This is a genomic window from Corynebacterium sp. HMSC064E08 (assembly GCF_001811805.1).
Lineage (GTDB): Bacteria > Actinomycetota > Actinomycetes > Mycobacteriales > Mycobacteriaceae > Corynebacterium > Corynebacterium jeikeium_D.
Genome location: NZ_KV806698.1, coordinates 296277 through 317432, shown reverse-complemented (window position 1 = coordinate 317432; position 21156 = coordinate 296277). Strand labels below are relative to the sequence as shown.

General features: G+C 60.5%; 16 protein-coding genes, 1 other RNA gene and 1 pseudogene. 7 read left to right on the top strand and 11 right to left on the bottom strand.

Features of this window, described 5'->3' with window-relative positions:
* Window positions 1–45: 45 nt before the first annotated feature.
* Window positions 46–1473 carry an MFS transporter gene (locus HMPREF2820_RS04640; protein WP_070603017.1) on the top strand — a complete coding sequence of 476 codons (1428 nt, stop codon included), beginning with the start codon at window positions 46–48 and terminating at the stop codon, window positions 1471–1473.
* 29 nt (window positions 1474–1502) lie between these two features.
* Here HMPREF2820_RS04640 and HMPREF2820_RS04635 read toward each other — a convergent pair whose 3' ends face one another.
* The 3 genes from HMPREF2820_RS04635 to HMPREF2820_RS04625 all read right to left on the bottom strand — a co-directional run bounded on the left by HMPREF2820_RS04635 (window position 1503) and on the right by HMPREF2820_RS04625 (window position 8401).
* Complete coding sequence (locus tag HMPREF2820_RS04635; protein WP_070603015.1) at window positions 1503–3716, bottom strand: hypothetical protein; 2214 nt, start codon at window positions 3714–3716, stop codon at window positions 1503–1505.
* Window positions 3717–3814: 98 nt separating this feature from the next.
* Entirely contained in the window at window positions 3815–6997 is a 3183-nt protein-coding gene (locus HMPREF2820_RS04630; protein ID WP_070595652.1) for a bifunctional [glutamine synthetase] adenylyltransferase/[glutamine synthetase]-adenylyl-L-tyrosine phosphorylase, read from the bottom strand.
* A 63-nt stretch (window positions 6998–7060) separates the two neighbouring features.
* Window positions 7061–8401 (bottom strand): glutamine synthetase family protein, encoded by a 1341-nt coding sequence (locus HMPREF2820_RS04625; RefSeq protein ID WP_005511085.1) that lies wholly within the window; start codon window positions 8399–8401, stop codon window positions 7061–7063.
* Between the two features lie 140 nt (window positions 8402–8541).
* On the opposite strand from HMPREF2820_RS04625, the gene panB reads away from it, so the two are divergent.
* Both panB and HMPREF2820_RS04615 read left to right on the top strand, forming a co-directional pair.
* Entirely contained in the window at window positions 8542–9351 is an 810-nt protein-coding gene (panB, locus tag HMPREF2820_RS04620) for a 3-methyl-2-oxobutanoate hydroxymethyltransferase (protein WP_101687482.1), read from the top strand.
* 30 nt (window positions 9352–9381) lie between these two features.
* Window positions 9382–11205 carry a CYTH and CHAD domain-containing protein gene (locus HMPREF2820_RS04615; protein ID WP_070546228.1) on the top strand — a complete coding sequence of 608 codons (1824 nt, stop codon included), beginning with the start codon at window positions 9382–9384 and terminating at the stop codon, window positions 11203–11205.
* A 10-nt stretch (window positions 11206–11215) separates the two neighbouring features.
* Here HMPREF2820_RS04615 and HMPREF2820_RS04610 read toward each other — a convergent pair whose 3' ends face one another.
* On the bottom strand, window positions 11216–11419 hold the full coding sequence (locus HMPREF2820_RS04610) for an SPOR domain-containing protein (RefSeq protein ID WP_016423068.1): 204 nt from the start codon (window positions 11417–11419) through the stop codon (window positions 11216–11218).
* Window positions 11420–11682: 263 nt separating this feature from the next.
* On the opposite strand from HMPREF2820_RS04610, the gene HMPREF2820_RS04605 reads away from it, so the two are divergent.
* On the top strand, window positions 11683–12846 hold the full coding sequence (locus HMPREF2820_RS04605; protein WP_070438627.1) for a galactokinase family protein: 1164 nt from the start codon (window positions 11683–11685) through the stop codon (window positions 12844–12846).
* Window positions 12847–12857: 11 nt separating this feature from the next.
* Here HMPREF2820_RS04605 and rnpB read toward each other — a convergent pair.
* The 5 genes and pseudogenes from rnpB to cobC form a co-directional block, all read right to left on the bottom strand.
* Window positions 12858–13322: RNase P RNA component class A (rnpB, locus tag HMPREF2820_RS04600), an RNA gene on the bottom strand.
* A gap of 59 nt (window positions 13323–13381) precedes the next feature.
* Window positions 13382–14047 (bottom strand): annotated as a pseudogene (locus HMPREF2820_RS04595) (histidine phosphatase family protein); the annotation flags it as partial.
* Between the two features lie 24 nt (window positions 14048–14071).
* Complete coding sequence (locus tag HMPREF2820_RS04590) at window positions 14072–14815, bottom strand: zinc ribbon domain-containing protein (RefSeq protein ID WP_049189597.1); 744 nt, start codon at window positions 14813–14815, stop codon at window positions 14072–14074.
* A 5-nt stretch (window positions 14816–14820) separates the two neighbouring features.
* On the bottom strand, window positions 14821–16008 hold the full coding sequence (locus HMPREF2820_RS04585) for a Nif3-like dinuclear metal center hexameric protein (RefSeq protein WP_070603011.1): 1188 nt from the start codon (window positions 16006–16008) through the stop codon (window positions 14821–14823).
* A gap of 69 nt (window positions 16009–16077) precedes the next feature.
* The gene (gene cobC, locus HMPREF2820_RS04580) at window positions 16078–17211 is read right to left on the bottom strand and encodes an aminotransferase class I/II-fold pyridoxal phosphate-dependent enzyme (RefSeq protein WP_070603008.1); all 1134 of its coding nucleotides are present in this window, start codon (window positions 17209–17211) and stop codon (window positions 16078–16080) included.
* A gap of 35 nt (window positions 17212–17246) precedes the next feature.
* Between cobC and HMPREF2820_RS04575 the strand changes: the two genes are divergently transcribed.
* Both HMPREF2820_RS04575 and HMPREF2820_RS04570 read left to right on the top strand, forming a co-directional pair.
* Window positions 17247–17927: an HAD hydrolase-like protein gene (locus HMPREF2820_RS04575; protein ID WP_070603006.1), complete on the top strand. Its 681-nt coding sequence runs from the start codon at window positions 17247–17249 to the stop codon at window positions 17925–17927.
* A 68-nt stretch (window positions 17928–17995) separates the two neighbouring features.
* Window positions 17996–18499 carry a low molecular weight protein-tyrosine-phosphatase gene (locus HMPREF2820_RS04570; RefSeq protein WP_369707166.1) on the top strand — a complete coding sequence of 168 codons (504 nt, stop codon included), beginning with the start codon at window positions 17996–17998 and terminating at the stop codon, window positions 18497–18499.
* On the opposite strand, the gene HMPREF2820_RS04565 is transcribed toward HMPREF2820_RS04570, so the two are convergent.
* Entirely contained in the window at window positions 18496–19077 is a 582-nt protein-coding gene (locus HMPREF2820_RS04565; RefSeq protein ID WP_042388795.1) for a GtrA family protein, read from the bottom strand. The two genes, HMPREF2820_RS04570 and HMPREF2820_RS04565, sit on opposite strands and share 4 nt — an antisense overlap.
* A gap of 136 nt (window positions 19078–19213) precedes the next feature.
* On the opposite strand from HMPREF2820_RS04565, the gene HMPREF2820_RS04560 reads away from it, so the two are divergent.
* The gene (locus HMPREF2820_RS04560) at window positions 19214–20200 is read left to right on the top strand and encodes an SURF1 family cytochrome oxidase biogenesis protein (RefSeq protein WP_049170162.1); all 987 of its coding nucleotides are present in this window, start codon (window positions 19214–19216) and stop codon (window positions 20198–20200) included.
* Here HMPREF2820_RS04560 and HMPREF2820_RS04555 read toward each other — a convergent pair.
* Entirely contained in the window at window positions 20197–21156 is a 960-nt protein-coding gene (locus HMPREF2820_RS04555) for a cobalamin biosynthesis protein (RefSeq protein ID WP_222864964.1), read from the bottom strand. The two genes, HMPREF2820_RS04560 and HMPREF2820_RS04555, sit on opposite strands and share 4 nt — an antisense overlap.

Sequence of the window (21156 nt, the reverse complement as noted above, 5' to 3'; positions counted from 1 at the left end):
CCCGGTGCGACCCCTCTTCAGGCCGGTTGGTTGATGGGGTCTACAATGTGGCGAGTGGTAAAGCAGCGTAACGGTAAAGATCAGATTTCATCAACAGATCAGCTCGCCACCGCAGTGGCAAAGGACCCGCGCGAGCATGTCACTGGTCGCGCGATTGCCGTCTGGCTGGCGGCGCTGATTACCTACATCGTTGCCATCGTCGGCCGCACCTCCATGGGTGTCGCTGGCGTCGAGGCGCTCGATCGCTTCCATATCAACGCCTCCCAACTCGCGCTGTTCACCGCCGTGCAGGTTGGCGTCTACGCCCTGGCGCAGATTCCGACGGGCATCATCATTGACCGCGTCGGCGCCAAGAAAACGATGGTCGTGGGCGCACTGATCATGGCACTGGGCCAGGTCATCATTGCGTTCACGACATCGTATCCGCTGGCTGTCATTGCTCGTGTGTTCATCGGCGCCGGCGATGCCACGGCATTCCTCGGTGCTATGCGGCTGCTTCCCGCGTGGTTCCCACTGCGCGTCACTCCGCTGTTCACGCAGCTCACGGCTGGTCTTGGCCAGCTCGGCCAGTTCATCTCTGCGGTCCCGTTCCTCGCGATTCTGCACGCCGCGGGGTGGGTGCCCGCGTTCTTGTCGCTGAGCACCGCGGGTCTTCTCATCGCTATCGTAGGCATGATCGCGCTTGCCGACGTCCCGGAGAACTCCTCCACAGCCAAGATGTCACTTCGTAAACGCCGCGCCGCCGAGAAGGCCGCGAAAACGGCTGCCGATGGCGGAGCCTCTGCCGCAGCCGATGAGAAACTAACTATCGGCCAGACTCTGAAGATTGTGACCACTCACCCGGTGTGCTGGCAGGGTTTCTTCACTCACTGGACTGGTTTGATGCATCAGTGCATCTTCACATTGCTGTGGGGCATGCCTCTGATGATGCTAGGTATGGGTCTTAAGCCCTCCGAGGCCAGTGTGGTGCTGGTCGTTAACACGCTGTCAGTAATTATCGCCGGGCCGTTGATGGGCATGGTCTCGGCACGCACCGGCCGCGACCGTATCAAGGTTGTTGTCGCAATCGCGTTTATCAACATGGCCGTCTGGATTGTGTTCCTGGCACCGAGCAACCCACCAGCGTACTGGGCAATTATCGTAGTCAACATCCTAATGGCCGGTCTTGGTGCAATGTCCAACTTCGGCTTTGACTCAGTGCGCGAAGAGGTCGATCGCAAGGTACTCGCCACCGGCACTGGGTTGGCGAATATGGGCGGTTTTGTGGCCACCATGCTCGCTGCACAAGGTGTCGGCTTCCTGCTGGATATTGCAGCTCCCGATGGAAATTACACCTGGGAGACCTTCCGCATTGGCTGGTTGGCTGTCGTCGGTGTGTGGGTGATTGGTTTCGTTGGCCTGCTGGTGGCAAAGCGTGCGGCGGCACGCTTTGTCGCCCAGCAGAGCCGTTTTGAGCTGGAACCTACGGAGTAGGAACTACAGGAAGTCGAGAGACGGAGCGGCTAGAACAGCGAAAGCTGCTCTGGTCCTTCCAGTCCCTCCGAGTCATCCGAGTCCTCCGATCGCCCAGAGGAGTCTGCGCGGCCGCTATCCGCCGTGCGTTCGCTGCCATCGGTCTGAGCACCATGGGAAACGCGCTCACCGGTGTCAGTTTCGGAGGCTGCGTTCTCCGGGACGTCGTCAAGCGAAGGCGTTGGTGCTACGGCCTCACGCTCATACATTTCCTGCAGCTTCTCGGTCTTGGTAATGCGGACTAGCTCGGCGTAGATGACCAGCTTCATAGAACTATTGACCAGTGGCCCCAGCTGGGAAAACAGGACATCGACGTCGCCGTCAACCGCGAGGCAAGCGCGACGCAGGCTCTCCTCGGAAATAATCCAGCGGGAGGTTTCCGCGCAGGTTTCGCGGTCGCCGATGAAGTCCAACGCGAGGGCAACCTGGTTGCTGGCGACGCCATCCAATGTGGCAGCCAGGCGCTCGTTAGGTGCGGCACCCTTGAACAGGCGGGCAATCTGGACTGCCTCCGCCGTCGGCACCTGGCCAGCGGCATACTCAGCGATGAGTTCGGCCATGCGCTGAGCACCGACGTGCTGATCAGTCAGCCAAATGTCGTGCAAGGCATACATGATAGCCATGGCCTGCCAGGAGGCGTGCCCATGATAGAGAATGCCCAAGATGCCGGCCTGCTCCAGCAGCCAACCGACCATCGCTTCCCCATCGGCGCCATTGCGAGCGCAGAGGTTGTCGACATTCCAAGCCATATGCCCTTCGACGCAGCAGCCATAGAACTTCTGATCTTCCTCCAGCTGCGCGGCCAGTGACACTACTTCACGCGCGGCATACGGGTAGCCGTAGGCAAGGGTGGCATGCGACAGATCATCGACACCCATGGTCACCCACGGAAACTCGCCGTGCCACGGACCGCGACCAACGAGGAAGCCCGCCGCGAGATACGCCCATCGGGTCGAGGCATCAGCGTTGTACCAGTACTGCAGTGCGCGCGGCGTCGGATGCCCGCTGTCAGCGTGAATCAATCCCGCGTTGACCAGCATCTCCACAATCCAGGGCGCCGCGAAAGCACTCGCCCCTATTGACGCTGCGAAGTCCTGAATCCACAGCAGGCTCGATTCCTCATACATGTGCAACGGGTCCTTCAGGCGCCCGTCGCCGCTGCCCGCAGCATCCATAAACGCCGAAGCAAACGCCACCGCAGCCACCGAAGCTTCGGTCAATTCCTTTGACTCCAGCGTTGCCGGGAAAGACTCCGTCGGATGCGGCTTACGAATCGACCACATGTCGCCCTTGAGCGCCAACGCGACTGCGCCCACCAGGCGGGCAACCACTGTCGATTCGTTGCGTGCTTCCGATTCTTGCTCAAATGTCGGCATCGCCGGTTCTTCTAGCACAGTCAGCAGCAGACGCTCTTCGGCCCAGCGCACCGCGTCGGCACGTAGTTCAGACCACATATGGGAGGGCAAGTACTTCTCGTCGGTTGCCATCCAGCGCAGCTCATTGCGAATATCCACCGGAGCTGTCATCACCAGAGCCCGCACCTTCACCGGATCGCAGAGGAAGCCTGCAATGTGCTCCACCTGGCGAGCCTGCACATTCCGCACCGTTAAATCGCTGGCGTTCAGGGCTCGCGATGTGCCCTCTCCCGGCGCGTTATCCGGCTCCAGCCCCATGCGCTCCATACGGCGACTCAGCACATCCGCTGGCATATTCGCCACCAAGTCGGCGACGCGGAAGCTGAGGCTCGGTTCCGCCGGGAACACCTCCGAAATATGCGGCGGCACATGCCACACGCCCGCCGGCTCCTCCCACACGAGCCCCTGACGCTGGCCACGGCGTAGCACATGCTCAAGCTGCTGCTTGCCGACGCGACGACGCTTGCGGTCCACACCCTTCGGCGTATCGTGCGCCATCACGTCCGCATCCGATGCCCAATAAGCCACTTCCGTGAGGGTATCCAGCGATGCGGAATCCTCCAGGACATGAACTAAGTGAGCCACATCGAGAACATCGGGATCACAAAAAGACAGCGCTGTATGCGCTGAATCCTGTGACATCAGCAATTCCACCGCCTCTTGCCCAGCAGCTGAGGTGTCAGCTGCTGGGCACGTGCGGCTCAATAAAAAACGCAGGTCAGTGCCATCGAGGTTGAGGATGAAATCCTCATACCTAGGGCGTACCGAGTAATCGACGTTGCGTTCCATAGCCCACCATTATGCCCGGTCGCCGTGCTAAGACAAAGGCTGCACCCCGCTGCCACATATTCAGCCTTTCATCGAAGTTCGGCAGACCTCTGTCCGGTCTACTCGTGGTCGGGGTTCTCCTCACCCCAAAACACACGATTGACGACACGGCTGGAGTGACGAGTTAGACGCAAATAGTGCTCAATAAAACCGTTGGAATCCGATGCCTCCCACCCCGCCGCACCGGCGACCTGAGTCAACTGACGCCCCGGCTGTGGCAGCTGATCCGTGCGCTTACCACGGGTGAGCACCAGCGCGTTACGAGCATTCGTCGCCATCAACCAGGCATCCCGAAGTGCGTCGGTATCCTCCGCATCTAGAATTCCGCGGTCTTTCAGCACTTCCAGACACTCCAGTGTCGACGTGTTGTGCAACTCCGGCACCTCGTGGGCATGCAGCATGGTTAGCAGCTGCACAGTCCATTCAATATCGGTCAGTGCACCGGAACCGAGTTTGGTGTGGGTACGCCGATCAGCTCCGCGAGGCAGCCGCTCGGAATCAACACGCGCCTTCATACGACGGACATCGCGGACCATCTTAGCATCAGCTCCGCCCTGTGGGTACCTCAGCGGATCGATGGCCTTAAGGAAGCGGGTGCCCAGGTCTTTGTCGCCGGCAATCCAGGTAGCCCGTAGCAGTGCCTGAATCTCCCAGGTTTCACCCCAGCGCTCGTAGTAGGTCACATAGGAATCCAGGGTCCTGACAATCGGGCCCGAGCGTCCTTCTGGGCGCAGGTCCACGTCGACCTCCAATGGCGGGTCCTGGCTTGGCTTTGCCAGCCGACGACGCAACGAGTCACAAATCCTGGTTGCCCACTTGACCGCCTCGGAATCGTCGACAAGCGGCGCTCCATCGGCGTCCTTGCGGGGTTCACAGATGAACATCACGTCGGCATCGGAGCCGTAGCCCAGTTCAGCACCGCCGAGTCGCCCCATACCGATTACGGAGATAACGCCCGGGACCTCCGAGTCAGGATGCTCCAGCGACCACGCACGGATTTCGGCGGCCAGGGCAGCTTCGAGCACGTTGTCCCACACCATCGACAGAGAGTGACAGACCTCTTGCACATCCATCAGTCCGAAAAGATCCGCGGAGGCAATTCGCGCGAGCTCTGCACGGCGCAACGCACGTGCCACACCAATGGCCTTAGCTGGACTGTTGTGTCGGGCAGCCGCTGCGACCAGCGCACGCCCGACTGCATCGGAGTCGGTATTCAGAAGCTTCGGCCCAGATGCACCGTCGCCGAACCGTTTAATTACGTCCGGCGCACTCATAATCAGATCAGACGCGTACGGCGAAGAACCGAGCACACGCATCAGCCGTTGGCCGACGACGCCCTCATCGCGCAGCGTACGCAGGAACCACGTTTCGTCGTGGAGCTTCTCAGAGAGCTTGCGATAATTGAGCAGACCCGCGTCGGGGTCTGGCGTCGACGATAGCCACTCCATCAGCGTCGGTAGCAGCATCGCCTGAATACGCGACTTGCGCGAGGTGCCCGCCGCCAGCGCAGAAAGATGCTCGTAGGCGCGATCCGGGTACTGATAGCCCAGCGCGGCCAGCTGGCGCTTTGCCGCATCGGCCGATAGCTGCAGGGTTCCAATGTCCTGCTCCACCACGGAGTTCAGCAGTGGACGGTAGAAAAGCTTGTTGTGCAGGGAGCGGATCTGTGAGCTGGCCAGTCGAACCTGCTTGGCCAGCGGTTTGCTGGCATCGGTGCCGCCCTCACCGACGATGCCAGAGGCGCGACCGAGCCACTGAAGAGCTTCGGTGTCGTCGTCGGCAGGCAACAAATGCGTCCGCCGCATCTTTTGCAGCTGCAGGCGGTGCTCCAGCAGACGGACGAACTCGTAGGCGTTAATCAGCGCGGCACCGTCTTCGCGACCGATATAGCCAGCCTCGACAAGTGCGTCGAGTGCCATCACAGTTGGCAGCACGCGGAGGCTATCGTCATAGCGACCGTGAACCAGCTGCAGCAGCTGCACCGCGAACTCGACATCCCGCAGACCACCGCGACCGAGTTTGAGCTCTCGGTAGCGAAGCTCTTCGGGGACGTTTTGGACCACGCGGGCGCGCATGCGCTGAACATCATCGACGAAGGATTCCCGCTGAGAGGCGGTCCACACCATCGGGGCCAGAGCATCGATGTATTCACGGCCCAGCTCGACATCGCCCGTCATCGGACGCGCCTTCAGTAACGCCTGGAACTCCCAGGTTTCGGCCCAACGTTTGTAGTAGGCGACGTGGGAATCCACGGTGCGTACGAGTGCACCCGACTTGCCCTCCGGGCGGAGATTCGCGTCGACCTCAAAGAAGCAGTGACAAGAAATCCGGATAAATTCGCTGGCCAAACGGGTGGCTCGGGCATCCGCCGGCTCTGCGACGAATATGACATCCACATCGGAGATGTAGTTCAGCTCTTCCGCACCGCACTTACCCATGGCGATTACGGCCAGGCGTGTTGAGACCGGCGACGAAGGAAAGACCTGTTGCACCGCGACAGAGAGCGCAGCCGTCAACGCCGCATCCGCCAAATCGCTAAGCGCCTCCGAGACCTGACGGAATGGGACTTGTGGCTGTCCCGGACGGCGAGGACCCCGTGGGTACGTGCCAGCCAAGTCGTAGCACGCAATACGCATGATCAAGTCGCGGTAGGCGCACTGCATCGCAACTTCGGCCTCACGGCCGGTTAGCTTCGCACGGTACAAACCGGGGCCTTCAAGCGTGGCGGGCGCAACGACGGGGTTGCGATACTCGGGATCCTCCTGCTTTTCCAGACTGGCCTCATCAGTGAGTTCGATGACCTCGGGCACAGCCCCGACGCTGGAGAGCATCTCGCGGAACATGTCTGCCTCAGTTGGAAACTCAGCTTGGAGCAGAACCCACTTTTCTGGGTGTGCAACCAGGTGATCGCCCAGTGCACTCGAGCCGCCGAGCAGCGCAAACATACGCGTACGTAGCGGCACCTGCTCGCGCATGGCTTCATCGAGACCGGACCAGGTGGCCCAGTTCTCCAGCTTTCCCTGCTGCTCCAGCTCGTCGAGAGCGCCTTTCAGCCGCACTAGCGCCATAAGCGCCAGCTTGGGGTCGCTGGCTCCGGCAAGACCCCACAACAGATGTAGGGACTCCTCGTTGTACCACCCCAAATCTTCCAGGTCAGCCCGCGTCCGATCGTCGTTACGCAAGCCCAGCGCTGCGGGCCGCGGCACTGATTGGCGAGATGTGCGAGGTCGATTCATCACCATTGAAACTGGTCACCCAAAAAAACAAATTAAAGACGAAAAAGGAAGGGGGGCGGTACGGGGAAACTAGTAATCCAGAGTTGTGCGCAGCTCCCACTGCGTCACCTGACGCTGGAACTCGCGCCACTCGCGCCACTTATTGAGCAGGAAGAACTCGTAGACATGGTCACCGAGAGCATCGGCCACCAGATCGGAGCGTTCCATCTCCTGCAGCGCCACCTCCAGGGATGTCGGCAAATCGCGGTAGCCCATCGCACGTCGTTCCCGCTTGGTCAACTCGGAGATGTTGTCCTCTGCCTGCTCCGGAAGCTGGTAACCCTCCTTAATTCCCTTCAAACCAGCGGCCAAAATCACCGAGTAAGCAAGATACGGGTTACAGGCCGAGTCCAAGGAACGAATTTCCACCCGGCGCGAATGTGCCTTACCCGGTGAGTACATGGGCACACGCACGAGAGCCGAGCGGTTGGCCATGCCCCATGTCGCGGACGTCGGAGCCTCATCGCCAAATGCCGTGCGCTTGTAGGAGTTGACCCACTGATTGGTCACAGCGGAAATTTCGCTGGCGTGAGTCAGAATGCCGGCAATGAAACCCTTTGCGGTGTCGGAGAGCTGGTTTTCATCATCCGGGTCGTGGAATGCATTAGTGTCCCCTTCAAAGAGGGAAATATGAGTGTGCATGCCATTGCCCGGCAAATCCTGGAAAGGTTTCGGCATGAATGTCGCCTGCACACCATTTTTCATTGCAATCTGCTTAATGATGTAGCGGAAAGACATCACGTTATCCGCCATAGTCAGCGGGTCAGCGTAGCGCAGATCGATTTCCTGCTGGCCCGGCGCGTTTTCGTGATGGGAGAACTCCACAGGGATTCCCATGTCTTCCAACACCGTGATCGCTTCTTGGCGAAAGCGCGGTGCGCGGTCGTAGACCGCCTGGTCAAAGTAACCGCCATTGTCCGTTGGCACCGGCGGCTTTCCATCAGTAGCCAGACTCTCTACGAGGAAAAACTCAATCTCCGGGTGGATGAACGCGTGGAAGCCCTCGTCGGCAAGCGCCTTAATCTGGCGGCGCAGCACCTGGCGTGGATCTGCCCACGACGGCTGCCCGTCGGGCATGACAATGTCGCAGAACATGCGCGCGGACGTGATTGTGTCTTCTTTATGTAGGCGCGGCATGACCTGGAACGTCGAGGGATCCGGCTGCGCAATGGTGTCAGCCTCGGAGACGCGGGAAAAGCCCTCTACCGCGGAGCCATCGAAACCGATGCCCTCTTCGAAAGAACCCTCGAGCTCAGCCGGTGCGACGGCAACGGATTTCAGATACCCCAAAATATCGGTAAACCAGAGGCGGATATAACGGATATCTTGCTCTTCGATTGCGCGGAGGACGAATTCCTGCTGACTGTTCATACTTTCCAACGTTACCCAGGTGCCCGGATTCGCGGTACACATTTTGACCATCCGGCGTGGCTAGCCAACTGCCGCGCCCGTGTCATAACCGCTGCCCTCGTGGCCTCGAATTGCGGGTGACTATGGCATGCTCTATTGACATGAGCGGAAAAAAGATTCGTCTGAATAATCTGGCCGAATGGAAGGCTGAGTCTCGCCCCTGGGCAATGCTGACTTGCTACGACTACTCCACCGCGCGCGCTTTTTCCGCCGCCGGTGTCGAGCTGCTGTTGGTCGGCGACTCTGCAGCAAACGTTGTCTACGGCTACGACACCACCACCGAGATCTCGCTGGAAGAAATGATCCCGCTTGCGCGCGGTGTCGTCCGGGGCGCTGGCAACGCACTTGTTGTTGCCGATCTACCCTTCGGCACTTACGAGGCCTCCGATGAGCAGGCCGTGCTGTCCGCCGCGAAGATGATGCGCGAAACCGGCGCACACATGATCAAGATCGAAGGTGGCGTTCGTATCGCTCCGCGCATCCGTGCGCTGGTCAACGCCGGCATTCCGGTCATGGCGCACATCGGTTTCACCCCGCAGTCCGTCAACGCGCTGTCCGGATTCAAGGTACAGGGGCGCGGTGCGGGGGCGGAACAGCTGCGTGCCGACGCCCATGCGGTAGCCGATGCTGGTGCCGCGGCCGTGGTCCTTGAGATGGTGCCTGCGGATCTGGCCACCGAGATTACCCGCGAGCTATCCATCCCAACCTGTGGCATTGGCGCTGGTAACCAGTGCGATGGCCAGGTTCTCGTCTGGCAGGATGCCTTTGCAGTTCCGGCCGATGGCCGCAGGCCGTCGTTTAGTTCGGTGTTCGAAGAGGTCGGCGAGATGCTGACCAAGGGAGCGAAGCAGTATGTCGACCAGGTGCACTCCCGCGAGTTCCCTACTGAGGCGCAGAACTTTTCGGGTTAGCTCTTCGATTCGGGGGTAGAATTAGTGGTTATGGCATCTAAGTCTGGTTCTAAGTCCAAAACTCCAACTGCGGCGTTGGAGGTGGAATCTAAGTTCTCAGCTACCCCAGAAGTGGTAGCCCCATCGTTCGATTTCGTTCCACAGGTTGGCTCCACCACCACTGAGGTGCGAAATCTCTCCGCGATTTACCTGGACACGGCGGACCTGCGTCTGACCCGGTCCAAGCACACTCTGCGTCGCCGAACGGGCGGCCCCGATGAGGGGTGGCATCTGAAGGCGCCGGGTACCGGCGGTCGCCTCGAATATGGCGTCGGCCTGGAAGAGGGCTCTGTTAACGGTGAAGGCCGCGATGCTGACTACATCGTGCCTACCGAGTTGCTTGCTCCCGTGCGCGCAATTGTGCGCAATCACCCGCTGCAACCAATCGCGCAGGTAGACAATGAGCGCCACGTCACCACGGTGTTTGCCCTCGATGGCACGCCCATGGCGGAGTTTGCGGATGATCACGTCACGGCGACTTCCTTCCTCGATGGCGGCGAAACCACTACCTGGCGTGAGTGGGAGATTGAGCTGCTCGGGGATTGGGCAAATCACCCGGACGGTAAGGCCGTAATGGCAGCGATGTCCAAGGTCGCTGAGGTGGCTGGCGCCGTGCCGTCGGAAAGCCCTTCGAAGTTGGCGACGGCGTTGGGTGACTCCATCGACTCCGCTCCCCTGCCGCCGGTTCCAGCGAAGCTGCCGAAGGGCACTCCGGGGCGCACTGTGGTCGATGCGCTGGCCGCTAACGTGGCCAAGATGGTCGAGTACGACCCGAAGGTACGCCGCGATGAGTTTGACTCGGTGCATCAGATGCGCGTCGCCACTCGTGAGCTACGCAGTCACATGCAGACCTTCCACGGCATTGTTGTGGGCGATAAGGTCGCTGAGCTGGAAAGCAACCTCAAGCAGCTGGCGGGTGTTCTCGGCGTGGCTCGTGACGCTGAGGTCGTCGCTATGCGCTGGGAAGAGCTGCTGGCCAATCGCGAAAGCGCCGCTTTGGGCGAGGAGCTGCGCGCGAACCTTGTCGAGGATGTCCAGAAGGACTACGAGCGCGCCCATCACCGCGTTATTCTCGCGCTGAATTCCGGCGAGTACCTGCAACTTCTCGACGATCTCGATGAGTTCCTCGCCAATCCGCCAATTGCCGCAAATGCGGACGAGGCCGAGGCTGGGGAAAAGAAGTCTAAGAAGAAGGATGATTCGCTTGTCGACGGAGCGGAGAACGCAGACTCCGAGGATACGTCGGCAGCTGGTTCCGAGGTCGCGGCTGAGGCTGATACTGCAGCCGCCGATGCAGCAGCTTCCACAACCTCAGACAAGGCCGCACCGGAGAAGGTAGCGGCCCCGAAGGAACTCGACACCACTGCGGTGCTGCTCGATCACCTGCGCAGCGCGTTTTCGAAGTTCCGTCGTCGCCACAACCTGGTACTCGATGGCCGAGAGGATGCTGACCTTCCAGAGGCAGATTTGGACGAGCGTTACCACGATGTCCGCAAGGCTGCGAAGAAGCTCCGCTACAGCGCGGAAGCTGCTCAGAACGCGGACCTGCCGACCGAGAAGCTCTATGCTGCCTGCAAGAACCTGCAGTCGGTTCTCGGTGACTTCCAGGACACCTGTACTGCGCGCGACTTCGTGCTGGCTCGCGCGAAGCGTGCCTCCCGTGCGGGCAGGGACACGTTCGGCTACGGCGTGCTTTACCAGATGGAGTACTACGACGGTCTGAAGGCCCTGACTGAGTACGACGATGCCGTGGCAAAGGTTTTCAAGGCCTTCCGCAAGATGGAAAAGAAGATTAAGAAGGGCAAGAAGGCCTAAAGGCAAAGCCTTATTTCTCAGCTACGCCCCAGTCGTCATCTTCTTCATCCCAGTCGTCGGCCGCCTTGTTGCGCTCGGCGACTTTTTCCATGGCAGCGCGGGCTTCCTCTTCGGAATCGTAGGGGCCCATTCGGTCGTCCCAACCGGTTTTCTTCCCCTGAAACACCGTGCCCGTCGACGGCTGGTAGTACCACTTACTGCTGTTGTCGCTCACGATTTTTCTCCTCTTCCACATCGAGAACATGTCGAGTTATCAAGCGGTTCTGCCACCGCCAACTCCACAGATAAGCAAACTTGCAGAGAGGCAACCATTTGACTGCCATGTGCGCTGCGGCGACATAAAATCCCAGTATATAGGTTTGTCACTGTCCCCCGACCCGGGTATTATCGACGGAATTGTTCACCTTAGAACACAAGCGTTGAACGCGAACACTGCACACCAGCACTATGAGTCCGATCTCTGGAGAGGTTTCACCCATGCCCGCCGCACCCGCTGTCGTAAACGACGTCTTCGATGCCGTCGGTTCAAATGCTTCAGTTGCATACGCCCCGGGTTCCATCAACCTGTTGGGTGAGGACTGCGCGTCCTCCGGCGGCATGCTCCTAGCCACCGCCATTCCGGCCTATGCTGCGGTCGGTATCGAGGAAATCGACGAGCAGCAGCTCATTGTCGTGTACAAGCGCGAAACTACCAAGATGGATTTCCCGGATAGCGTCCCCGCCGCTTTTTCTCAGGTGCCGACCGCTGTCGCGGCTGCCATTGTCGCATTGCAACACTCGCTGCATCTCGTTCCGCGCAACAGCAACGGCCTGAAGGTCACCATTGCCTCCACTATCGCGCCAGGTCGCGGTTTTGGAGAAATTCCGGCAATTCAGTGTGCCCTCGCACTGGCTCTCAACGCGCGTTTTGGCGACCGCGATGATGTGCCCACCCGCACGCGTATTGCCACCGCTATCCACGAGACCATGGTGCAGATTAAGGGACAGTCGTGGCCGCTGTACCCCTACACCACGGCACTGCGCAGCCGCCCGGACAGCCTGCTGTGCATCAACCACTCCGATGAGGCAGTCACGCAGACGGCGTTCCCGCAGTCGTTGGCGCTGACTGTCGCTTACTCCCCCGATGTCACCGGCGGTTCGCCCGACGAGGAGCGCTACGAGTTCTTCCAGCAAGCCTGCGCCGCTTTTGGCGTGCCGACTCTCGCTAGCCTCCCCGACTCACAGGAGCGGGTCGCGGACTGGGTGCGTGCTCGTCACGAGGTGCATCCGGACGACGAAGACATCCCCACCATCGGCCGTGCCATTCAGTGGCTTGACGAAGCCGACGCATCCTCCGACCGTGCCCGCGCAGTCATCGGCCACATCCGTCACAGCGATATTCAAGCAGCCATCGCAGGGGTTTCGCGCGATGTCAGTGAGCGTGGCTCCGCGCCGTCGGCAAGCTCTGTGCTGGGGCAGATTTCCGAGCTGACCGACACCATTGACTGCGAGAAGATTGCCCGTTGTGCGCCATGCCCGGGTGCGTCGCTGGTGATGTGGTCCCACGTCGACGACGCCGATCGGATTGCCTCCGCGCTTAACGACGGCGGTTCCGAGACCATCCGTGTGGAGAACACTGCGGCCGGCGCGGTGGTCGAGTAATAAAGCTTGTGTGAACGAGTCGGCCTATGAGCCGGATTCTGTCCCTCGGCGCTCCTTTCGGAAAGCGCCGGGTGGCGATCATCCATCTCGGTCTGCCATTGCTGACAGCCTGAAGCAGCACACCCGCGAGTATCGGACGGGCAGCCCTCAAACACTCGCGCACGCGCACGACGAAGCATGCGCGATTTTGCCTTGCTCCTGGTGGGGTTTACCTAGCCGGTGCAATCACTTGCCCCGCTGGTGCGCTCTTACCGCACCTTTTCACCCTCACCGGATCTCCACAGCTTTACGTCAAAGACATCGGCTGTGCGCCCGGCGGTCTATTTTCTGTGGCACTATTCCCGCAGGTCACCCTGGGTTGCTGTTAGCAACCACCATGCCCAGTGGAGTCCGGACTTTCCTCGACAGCGGCCTGGACACACTCTGTAAAAGAGGCGTCCGGTTCCGTTAACTGCCGCGATCACCCGGCCGGCTCGCTCGAATGGTTAGTGTACCCGCCACAACCGCAATTCAAATAACCCGCCGTGCTCGGCTGCTAACCACGCAGGTAGCTGGTGTCGTTAATCAGCCGCACTGATGTCGGCCCATCTGCGTAGAACTCCGCGATGGAGAGGCTGGCCAGGTCCAAGTGCAGGCGAGTGAAGATTTCAAAGCCGCAGCCGAGCCCCTGGCGCAGCAGCGACTTGATTGGCGTGACATGGCTGACTACCAGCACATCCGAGGCACCGAATTGTTGAGCGATGCGCTCACGCGCGGCGCTCACTCGGCTATCGACCGCGCGGAAATCCTCCCCCTCCGGTGGCGCCACGGCCGGATCCGCAAGCCAGGAACTGTGCAGCTCAGGGGTGGCGTTGTGAGCCTCGGAGAAAGTCATGCCCTCCCACTGCCCAAAGTCGGTCTCGCGCAAATCCTCTTCAACGTGGATGTCCAGCCCGAGCGCTTTGGCAGCCGCCTCTGCGGTCTGCTGTGCACGACGCTGTGGAGAGGCCACAATCGCCGAGAAACTCATGCTGCCGCTATCGACCAACGCCGCCAGATGACGTGCTGCCGCTTCCGCTTGCTGCCTGCCCACCTCTGTCAGGTCGGGGTTCGAACGACTTCCCGAGTACTCCCGGCGAATCGACATTGGCGACTGCCCATGGCGCAGCAGCACCAACCGCGTGGGATCCGTAGTCGCACCCGTCCAGCCCGGCGCGCTATCGCGCTTGTCTGCAGCCTGGCTCATCTACTTGCCTTTCACCGCTCCCAGCGTTTCCGCACGCACAATCATCGCGCCGCATTCAGGACAAAACGTCACTTCTTCCGGCGCAAGCGTGGTGAATTCATGCACGGTTCCTACATCGAGCTCCATGAAGCAGGAACCGCAGGTGCGTCCGTTCAGGCGTGCAACGGGGATCCCATTAGCAAGCGCTAGACGACGGTAAAGCTTGGCTGCCGAACCATCAATAAGCTTGTCAGCCTCCTCGATTCGGGTCTCAGCGATGGAAATGCGCGCAATGAGGTCAACCTCGGCGTCGTTAAGCCTTTGCTTGGCGGCGACGATGTCATCGTGCGCCTCGTCGGCGTCGTATTCGTGCTCAGCGTCGACCTGATAGGCCTCCTGCATGCGCTCGTACTGCTGGAGTTCCTGTTCAGCGCGTTCGCGGCGGCGCTTGGTGGAGCGCAGGTCGTGCTCGAGGTCACGGCGCGTGGATGCGTCTTCTGCGGCACCGAGCGACAGACGATCAGCCTTTTCGCGGGCTTTCAGCTTGTTGATGTCCGATTCCAGCTTGGCAATATCGCGGCCGATATCGGAGGCGCTGAGCTTGGAGCGCGCTGCCTCACTGGCCTGACGGCTGTGCTTTTTGCGCAGCTCCTGCAACTCGGCACGCTCGGGCAGAACGTTCTGGCGGGCGGTGAGCCCATCCAACAGAGTTTGGTTTTCCGCCTTTTCCAACATCGCAACTTGGATTTGTGGACTAAGCCTCATGGTCTTCACTTCCTTGCCTGTGTCGACGATTCTGCCACTGTCCAGGGATCGGTGCGCACCTCAAGGACCTCGGTCGCGACCCCGAGCCTCTCGGCCAGGATCTCTGCGGCCTGGTAGCACCAGGGGAACTCGCTGGCCCAGTGAGCCGTGTCCACCACGCAGAAGTCCGCGGTTCGCAGTGTCTCATCGACAGGATGATGCCGCAGGTCAGAGGTAACGAACGCATCGACGCCCATCTTTGCCACAGTGTCCAGGAAAGAGTCACCTGAACCAGATGCGACGGCAACCGTGCGAATCATCCGCTCCGGATCGCCTGCGCCTCGCACGCCCCATGCCGTTGCAGGCAGGCGCTCAGCCACACGGGCGACGAATTCCTTAAATGGCATCGGCGTATCCAGCGTGCCCACTCGCCCAATGCCCACAGCCTGCTGCGGATCCAAGCCGGTGGCCTGATTGTCCACGATGTCGAAGGCAGGCTCCTCATACGGATGCGCTGCAACGAGAGCCTTGACAATCGCCGCGCGCACGGACCGTGGCGCGACCATCTCCAGGCGTACTTCCTCGACATACTCAATCTGCCCCTCGGCACCGATGAAGGGATTCGCCCCGCTCAGCGGGCGGAACTGGCCGCGGCCGTTAATGCGAAACGCACAGCTGTCGTAGTCGCCGATAGTGCCCGCGCCCGCCTCAAACATGGCTTGCGCGACCTTATCGACGTGATCTGCCGGAACCTTCACTGTCCAGGTATCCAAGCCGGGAGCCGGCTGCGGAGCTAGCGGCGCACCCGGTTCAACTCCGAGAACCGTGGCCAACTGGTCGTTGACACCCGGTCGGGCGCTGTCAGCGTTGGTGTGCGCTGCAAAGAGAGCCACACCTGCCCGAATCAGCTTATGAATAATCCGACCCTTCGGTGTATCCGCCGCCACGGAATTCACACCACGCAGAAGCAGCGGATGGTGCACAACGAGCATCTGAGCACCGGAGGCAATCGCGCGATCTGCAACCTCGTCAGTGCAGTCCAGCGCCAACGCGATGCGACGCACCTCATCCTGCGGGTCACCGCAGATCAGGCCAACTTTATCCCAGCTCTCCGCCAGTGCCGGCGGGTAGGCCGCGTCCATCGCCGCACGCACGTCGGCAACGGTCACCACCGTGTTATTGCCCTCGACACGGGTCTGCGCAGAGTCCGTCATACATCCATCCCTTCAACATGCATTTCTCTCCAGCTTCTCTTCCAGCGTAGTGAACTCTGCCCCGACCCATCAGTTCTGCGACAGCAAATCCGCTACTTCCGCAATGAGCCGCCGCACACTTGTCTCGTCTCGCACAGCCAGCCGCCACCACGAACCGTCCAAACCGGCGAAGGTGTCGCAACGCCGCACGGCTACTCCACGCGCAGCGAGCCGCTGTCGCAGACGCTCGTGCTTGACGACGTCAACCTCCGCAGCGCCCGGACCATCATGCGTGCTCAGGGCAACCCCCGGGCGTGCCAGCACAAAGGGAGCCTTGGAATCCAACACCTGCCAGCCGGCGGCTACTAACAGCTGTGTCATAGCCTCGCGCTGCTGACCAATCTCAGCGCGGATTTGTGGCAACAGCTCTGCCTCGCGACGCGCGATTGCCGCCATAGCGGTAAGTTGCAGCGTGCCCAGTGGCCAGTGCGGACGCAGTCGCCCCAACTTCGCCAGGAGCTCAGGGGTTCCCAGTGCGTAACCACAGCGCAGGCCTGCGATTGCCCAGGTCTTAGTCATGCTGCGGAAAACGATGACATTATCGGGGATGCTGTTCGCTTCCCCCGGCCTGCAATCGGCTAACGAGCACCGCCGAATAATCTCACCATCGGCGACGTCCATAAATGCCTCATCCACGACCAAGATCCCACAACGGCTGGCGAGCCCCCGCAGGTCATCCGCTGAATGAGCAACGCCGGTGGGGTTAGTCGGATTGCCGATGATGACCATCCGACCGTCAAGCTGCTGGGAATGCGGGAAGGAGGCGTTCTCGTGGACGTCGGCAAGCGTAGGCGTGAGCGTGTACGGCGACGGCAGTACCAGCGAATCCACCCCGACTCCCGCGGCGTGGAACGCGGCTTCAGGTTCGGTGAACTGCGGCTGGACAATGGTGGCGGGCAAGCCCAGGTGTGGCAAGAGCGAAAAGCCCTCGGCGACGCCGTGGAGAAGCAGTACCTCGTCGGCGCTGCGATTGTGGTTGGCGGCAATGGCAGCGCGGACGTCGGCATCGAGCTGCGCAGACGGATACGCGGCAACTTCTCCGAGGGACGTGGCCAGCGAGTCCTGCAGCCACTGCGGTGTGGTGCCGTGAACATTGACGGCAAAGTCCAGGTCAGCGCCATGGGCGGCCTGATCGCCGTGATAGCGCAGCGGGTCGTCTAACATGCCATCCAGCCTAATGACCTTTTAGGATGAACAATATGTCCACTGGCCATCGCCCCACTGTCCTTATTGATGTCGACGGCACCATCGCCGATTCTCTCCCCGCAATCGCACATGGGTTCCGCCTTGCATTGAAGGCAATTGACCACCCACTTCCGCCCGAGAGCTTTATCAACACGATCCCCGGCCCGCCAATGGTGGAGACACTCGCATCCCTCGGACTTTCCGACGAACAAGTCGACCGAGCCTTCGCTGTGTATATGGAGCATCAACACGCCGGTGCTTGGCAGCGTGCCGAGATGTTCCCCGGCTGGCCGGAGCTCCTGCGCGATTGGCGGGCAGCTGGTGTCCAACTAGCCACTGCGACTTCCAAGGGCGAGTACTTCGCCCGCAAGACCCTGGACAATTTCGGGCTTCTCGACGCCTTTGACTTCATCGGCGCCGCCAGCGACGACGGCTCACGACAGACAAAGACTGAGGTCATTGAGTACACGCTCAAGGAGTTGGGCATTGAAACCGATGAAGCAGCGCGCCCGCGTGGTTCGGCCGTAATGGTTGGCGATCGCATCCATGATTTTGAGGGCGCCGCACAGTTCGGTATCCCCGCTATCGCTGTTAAATGGGGCTACGGCTCGGAATCTGAGTGGGCATCGGCTGCGGCGGTGGCGTCCTCGCCTGGGGACCTGAATCGTGTTGTGCGGGAAATGTTGTATCTTTAAGACTCGTCAACGATTAGTGACAATCCTATTTTTATTTTCCGAGAAGTTTGGTTTTGCCTATTATGCTTATGAACTCGTCGCATCGTACTGAGTCCGTGTACGTCGTGTTTGTCTGCTCCGGAAATATCTGCCGCTCCCCCATGGCTGAAATCATCGTCCGTGACGCGGTTGAAGCCAATGCGCTTGCCGACGATGTCCTGCTCGCCTCCTGCGGAATCGGCGGCTGGCATGTCGGCGAACCCGCCGACGAGCGAGCGCAAGCCGAGCTGGAAAATGCTGGCTACGATCCGAACCACACCGCGGCACAGCTGGGCGATGAGCACATGGATGCAACGCTTTTCATCGCCATGGATGAATCGCACATCAATGGTCTACTCCACGCTGGCGTGCCAAAAGAGAAGATTCGCCTGATGCGTTCCTTCGACCCGGCATCCCCGAAGGGGGCCGTCGTGGCCGATCCTTACTACGGAGGTCCGGAGGGATTCGTCCGCACTCGAAACGAAATTGAGGCCGCGACGCCGGGAATCATCGCATGGTTGCGTGAGACTCTGGCGCTGGCCTCTGAGCGCTAAGGTTTCAAAACAACCTTTTCTTTTGTTTTGCTGGCATTGCCCCGGTTTCGAAACGCCCAAATCTTATTCAAGATGAAGTTAGCGGGCGTGCCCAAAATAACGCCGATAAGGTTTGCCCAGTAGAGGCGGTTTCTAAAGCCGGTGGAGTCGTCGAAAATATCCACCGGCAGTGCCAGCGGCGAGGTGGGGTTAGTCAGCAGCGTGATGACAACCAGGTTCACAATCAGCGCTGAGATACCTGCAAATAAAAACGGGAAGAACTGCCTAAACCAGTTCGGGCGATTGTCAGTTCGGAAGGTCCAGGACCGGTTGAGCTGGAAGTTCCAGATGTTAGCCACGACAAACGCCAGAGTTGCATAGACGTGGGAGTAACGGATATTCCACCGCGTTCCGAACAGGTTCATAAACACGTCATGCTCATTGGTGCCCAGACTGAGGCCCAACTTGCGGGCAATAATCACGACAATCAGGTTGACAACCACACCTGTGCCGCCGACCAGACCGAACTTGATGAACTGGCGCGAGACTGTGCTGAAGCGGCGTGAAGGCGAAGATTTCGCTGTTTGCGTGCCCACCACGACACCTCTCTTTCCATCTATCCCCGGGTAGATTCCCCGTCAAATACGCTCAAACAACTTTACCCGAAGTTCACTCAATCTCCGCACCGCCAACCACCAGCCGCTCTAGTGCCATCCACACCACCGGGTAAGCTCAATGAATGTGTTTAAGAATGTGCGCCAGTTTCTGACCCCTGGATGGGTTCTCACTGCCATTGTCGCCATTGCGTTTTCCTATCTCGCATTTACTGTTCTGGCTCCGTGGCAGTTGGGTAAGAACACCGCGACGCAGCATCGCAATCAGCAGCTTGAGCACTCATTCGAGCTCGACCCCGTAGATGTCAATGAGCTAATGCCCAAGGGCAAAGGATTCGTCGAGGGCAACGAATGGCGTCGCGTTACCGCCACCGGGTCCTTCCTGCCGGATACACGCGTGCTATTGCGTAACCGTCCGGTCAATGGAGCCCCCGCCGTCCAGGTACTCGATGTCTTCGTCGCTAACAATGGCGAAAACTACCTGGTCAACCGCGGCTTTGTACGCCCGACAGACTCCAGCACCCCCAATGTTGAGCCAGCCCCGAAGGGCACCTTGACTATCTCGGCCTTTACCCGCCGAAACGAGATTCCCGCCGAGACCGCCCCAATCCCCGGCACCCCGCCGCAGGTCTACGGAATCAACACCAAGGAAGTGTCCGAGCTAGTCGACACCGAACTCAACCCCGATTGGCTTCAGCTCTCGGACAAATCCGATGCCGTCATCGAGGCCATTCCACTGCCCACTCTGGAGTCCGGCCCCTACCTCTCCTACGGCATTCAGTGGATCTTCTTCGGCGCTCTCGTACCGCTGGCCGTCGTCTGGTTCATTCGTGCTGAAATCGTCGAGCGCAGACGAGACCGCGCGGAGCAAGAGGAGATGGCTAAGAACCTCCGCGATGCCGAAGCCGCGGAACCAGTAGATGACGCTGATGACTCTGAGGACGCAACACCCGAATCGGACGATGCCACCACTCCCACTCCTCCGCAGGCTAAGTCCGAAGAGGATCGCGCCGCCGAGCTGCACCGCCAGCGCATGGCGCAACGCTACGGCAACACTGGCCACCGCGCCGCAGGTTACCGCGACAACCGATACGACGAACGCTTCTAGCTCGCAGCTCGCGCCTTCGCGTGCCGGACGCATCCGGCCACAACCACAGCTCCCGCACAGCTGAGCGCAACAATATTTTGCACTCGCTTGCTCAGCTCAGCCGCACGCCGAACATCTGCCACCGCAGGTCTCCGACCACTGCCCAGCACTGGGCGCATCTCCACACCGCTGGGATACACCGTCTTACCACCCAGCTGCAGCCCCAGCGCGCCTGCAGCGCTCGCCTCCACGACGCCTGCGTTCGGGCTTGGGTGGTTGCCGGCGTCTCGTCGCCACGCTGCCAATGCTTGACGACGATCCGGACCTGCAACCACAGTTGCGACAGCTGTAAGTCTCGCGGGGAGGAACCCGGCGACGTCGTCAAGCCGTGCACTAGCCCACCCGAACTGGCGATAGCGAGCGTTGCGGTACCCCACCATCGCGTCGAGGGTATTGGCCGCTCGATGAGCGACCACACCAGGAGCTCCTGCAATGGCACCCCACATGAGAGTGCCGGTGACGGCGTCGGAGGTGTTTTCGGCGAGCGATTCAACGGTGGCTCGGGCGATGCCATCAGCGTCGAGGGATTCCGGATCACGCGAGCACAGCCACGGCACTAGCGCACGAGCGGCATTGATGTCGCCGGAGGTGAGTCGGTCGGCCATGCGTTCACCAGTGCGGCGAAGAGTGGTGCCACCAAGCGACGCCCACGTGACAGCAGCCAGCGTGAGGCTCGGAGCAACTGTGCTGGCCGCAGCGGTTAGCGCTACCGGTGTGGCCACGGCGATGGTGGTGAAAGCTACACCGCACCCTTTGGAGTCGGCGTAGATTCGGCGCTCAAGCTTGCTGACAGCCTGCCCGTAGAGGGCCACCGGATGGTGATTGGTGGGATCTGCGAAAATGCGGTCAAGCGCATATCCTGCAGCGATGGCTGCACCGCGTCGCCAGAGGCGTCGACTTCTGGCTTTTATACGCAA

Bases quoted from the DNA above. Each gene is read 5' to 3' on its own strand.
- HMPREF2820_RS04640 (WP_070603017.1), top strand. From the start codon at position 46: ATGTGGCGAGTGGTAAAGCAGCGTAACGGTAAAGATCAGATTTCATCA.
- HMPREF2820_RS04635 (WP_070603015.1), bottom strand. From the start codon at position 3,716: ATGGAACGCAACGTCGATTACTCGGTACGCCCTAGGTATGAGGATTTC.
- HMPREF2820_RS04630 (WP_070595652.1), bottom strand. From the start codon at position 6,997: ATGGTGATGAATCGACCTCGCACATCTCGCCAATCAGTGCCGCGGCCC.
- HMPREF2820_RS04625 (WP_005511085.1), bottom strand. From the start codon at position 8,401: ATGAACAGTCAGCAGGAATTCGTCCTCCGCGCAATCGAAGAGCAAGAT.
- panB (WP_101687482.1), top strand. From the start codon at position 8,542: ATGAGCGGAAAAAAGATTCGTCTGAATAATCTGGCCGAATGGAAGGCT.
- HMPREF2820_RS04615 (WP_070546228.1), top strand. From the start codon at position 9,382: ATGGCATCTAAGTCTGGTTCTAAGTCCAAAACTCCAACTGCGGCGTTG.
- HMPREF2820_RS04605 (WP_070438627.1), top strand. From the start codon at position 11,683: ATGCCCGCCGCACCCGCTGTCGTAAACGACGTCTTCGATGCCGTCGGT.
- HMPREF2820_RS04590 (WP_049189597.1), bottom strand. From the start codon at position 14,815: ATGAGGCTTAGTCCACAAATCCAAGTTGCGATGTTGGAAAAGGCGGAA.
- HMPREF2820_RS04585 (WP_070603011.1), bottom strand. From the start codon at position 16,008: ATGACGGACTCTGCGCAGACCCGTGTCGAGGGCAATAACACGGTGGTG.
- cobC (WP_070603008.1), bottom strand. From the start codon at position 17,211: ATGTTAGACGACCCGCTGCGCTATCACGGCGATCAGGCCGCCCATGGC.
- HMPREF2820_RS04575 (WP_070603006.1), top strand. From the start codon at position 17,247: ATGTCCACTGGCCATCGCCCCACTGTCCTTATTGATGTCGACGGCACC.
- HMPREF2820_RS04570 (WP_369707166.1), top strand. From the start codon at position 17,996: ATGAACTCGTCGCATCGTACTGAGTCCGTGTACGTCGTGTTTGTCTGC.
- HMPREF2820_RS04560 (WP_049170162.1), top strand. From the start codon at position 19,214: ATGAATGTGTTTAAGAATGTGCGCCAGTTTCTGACCCCTGGATGGGTT.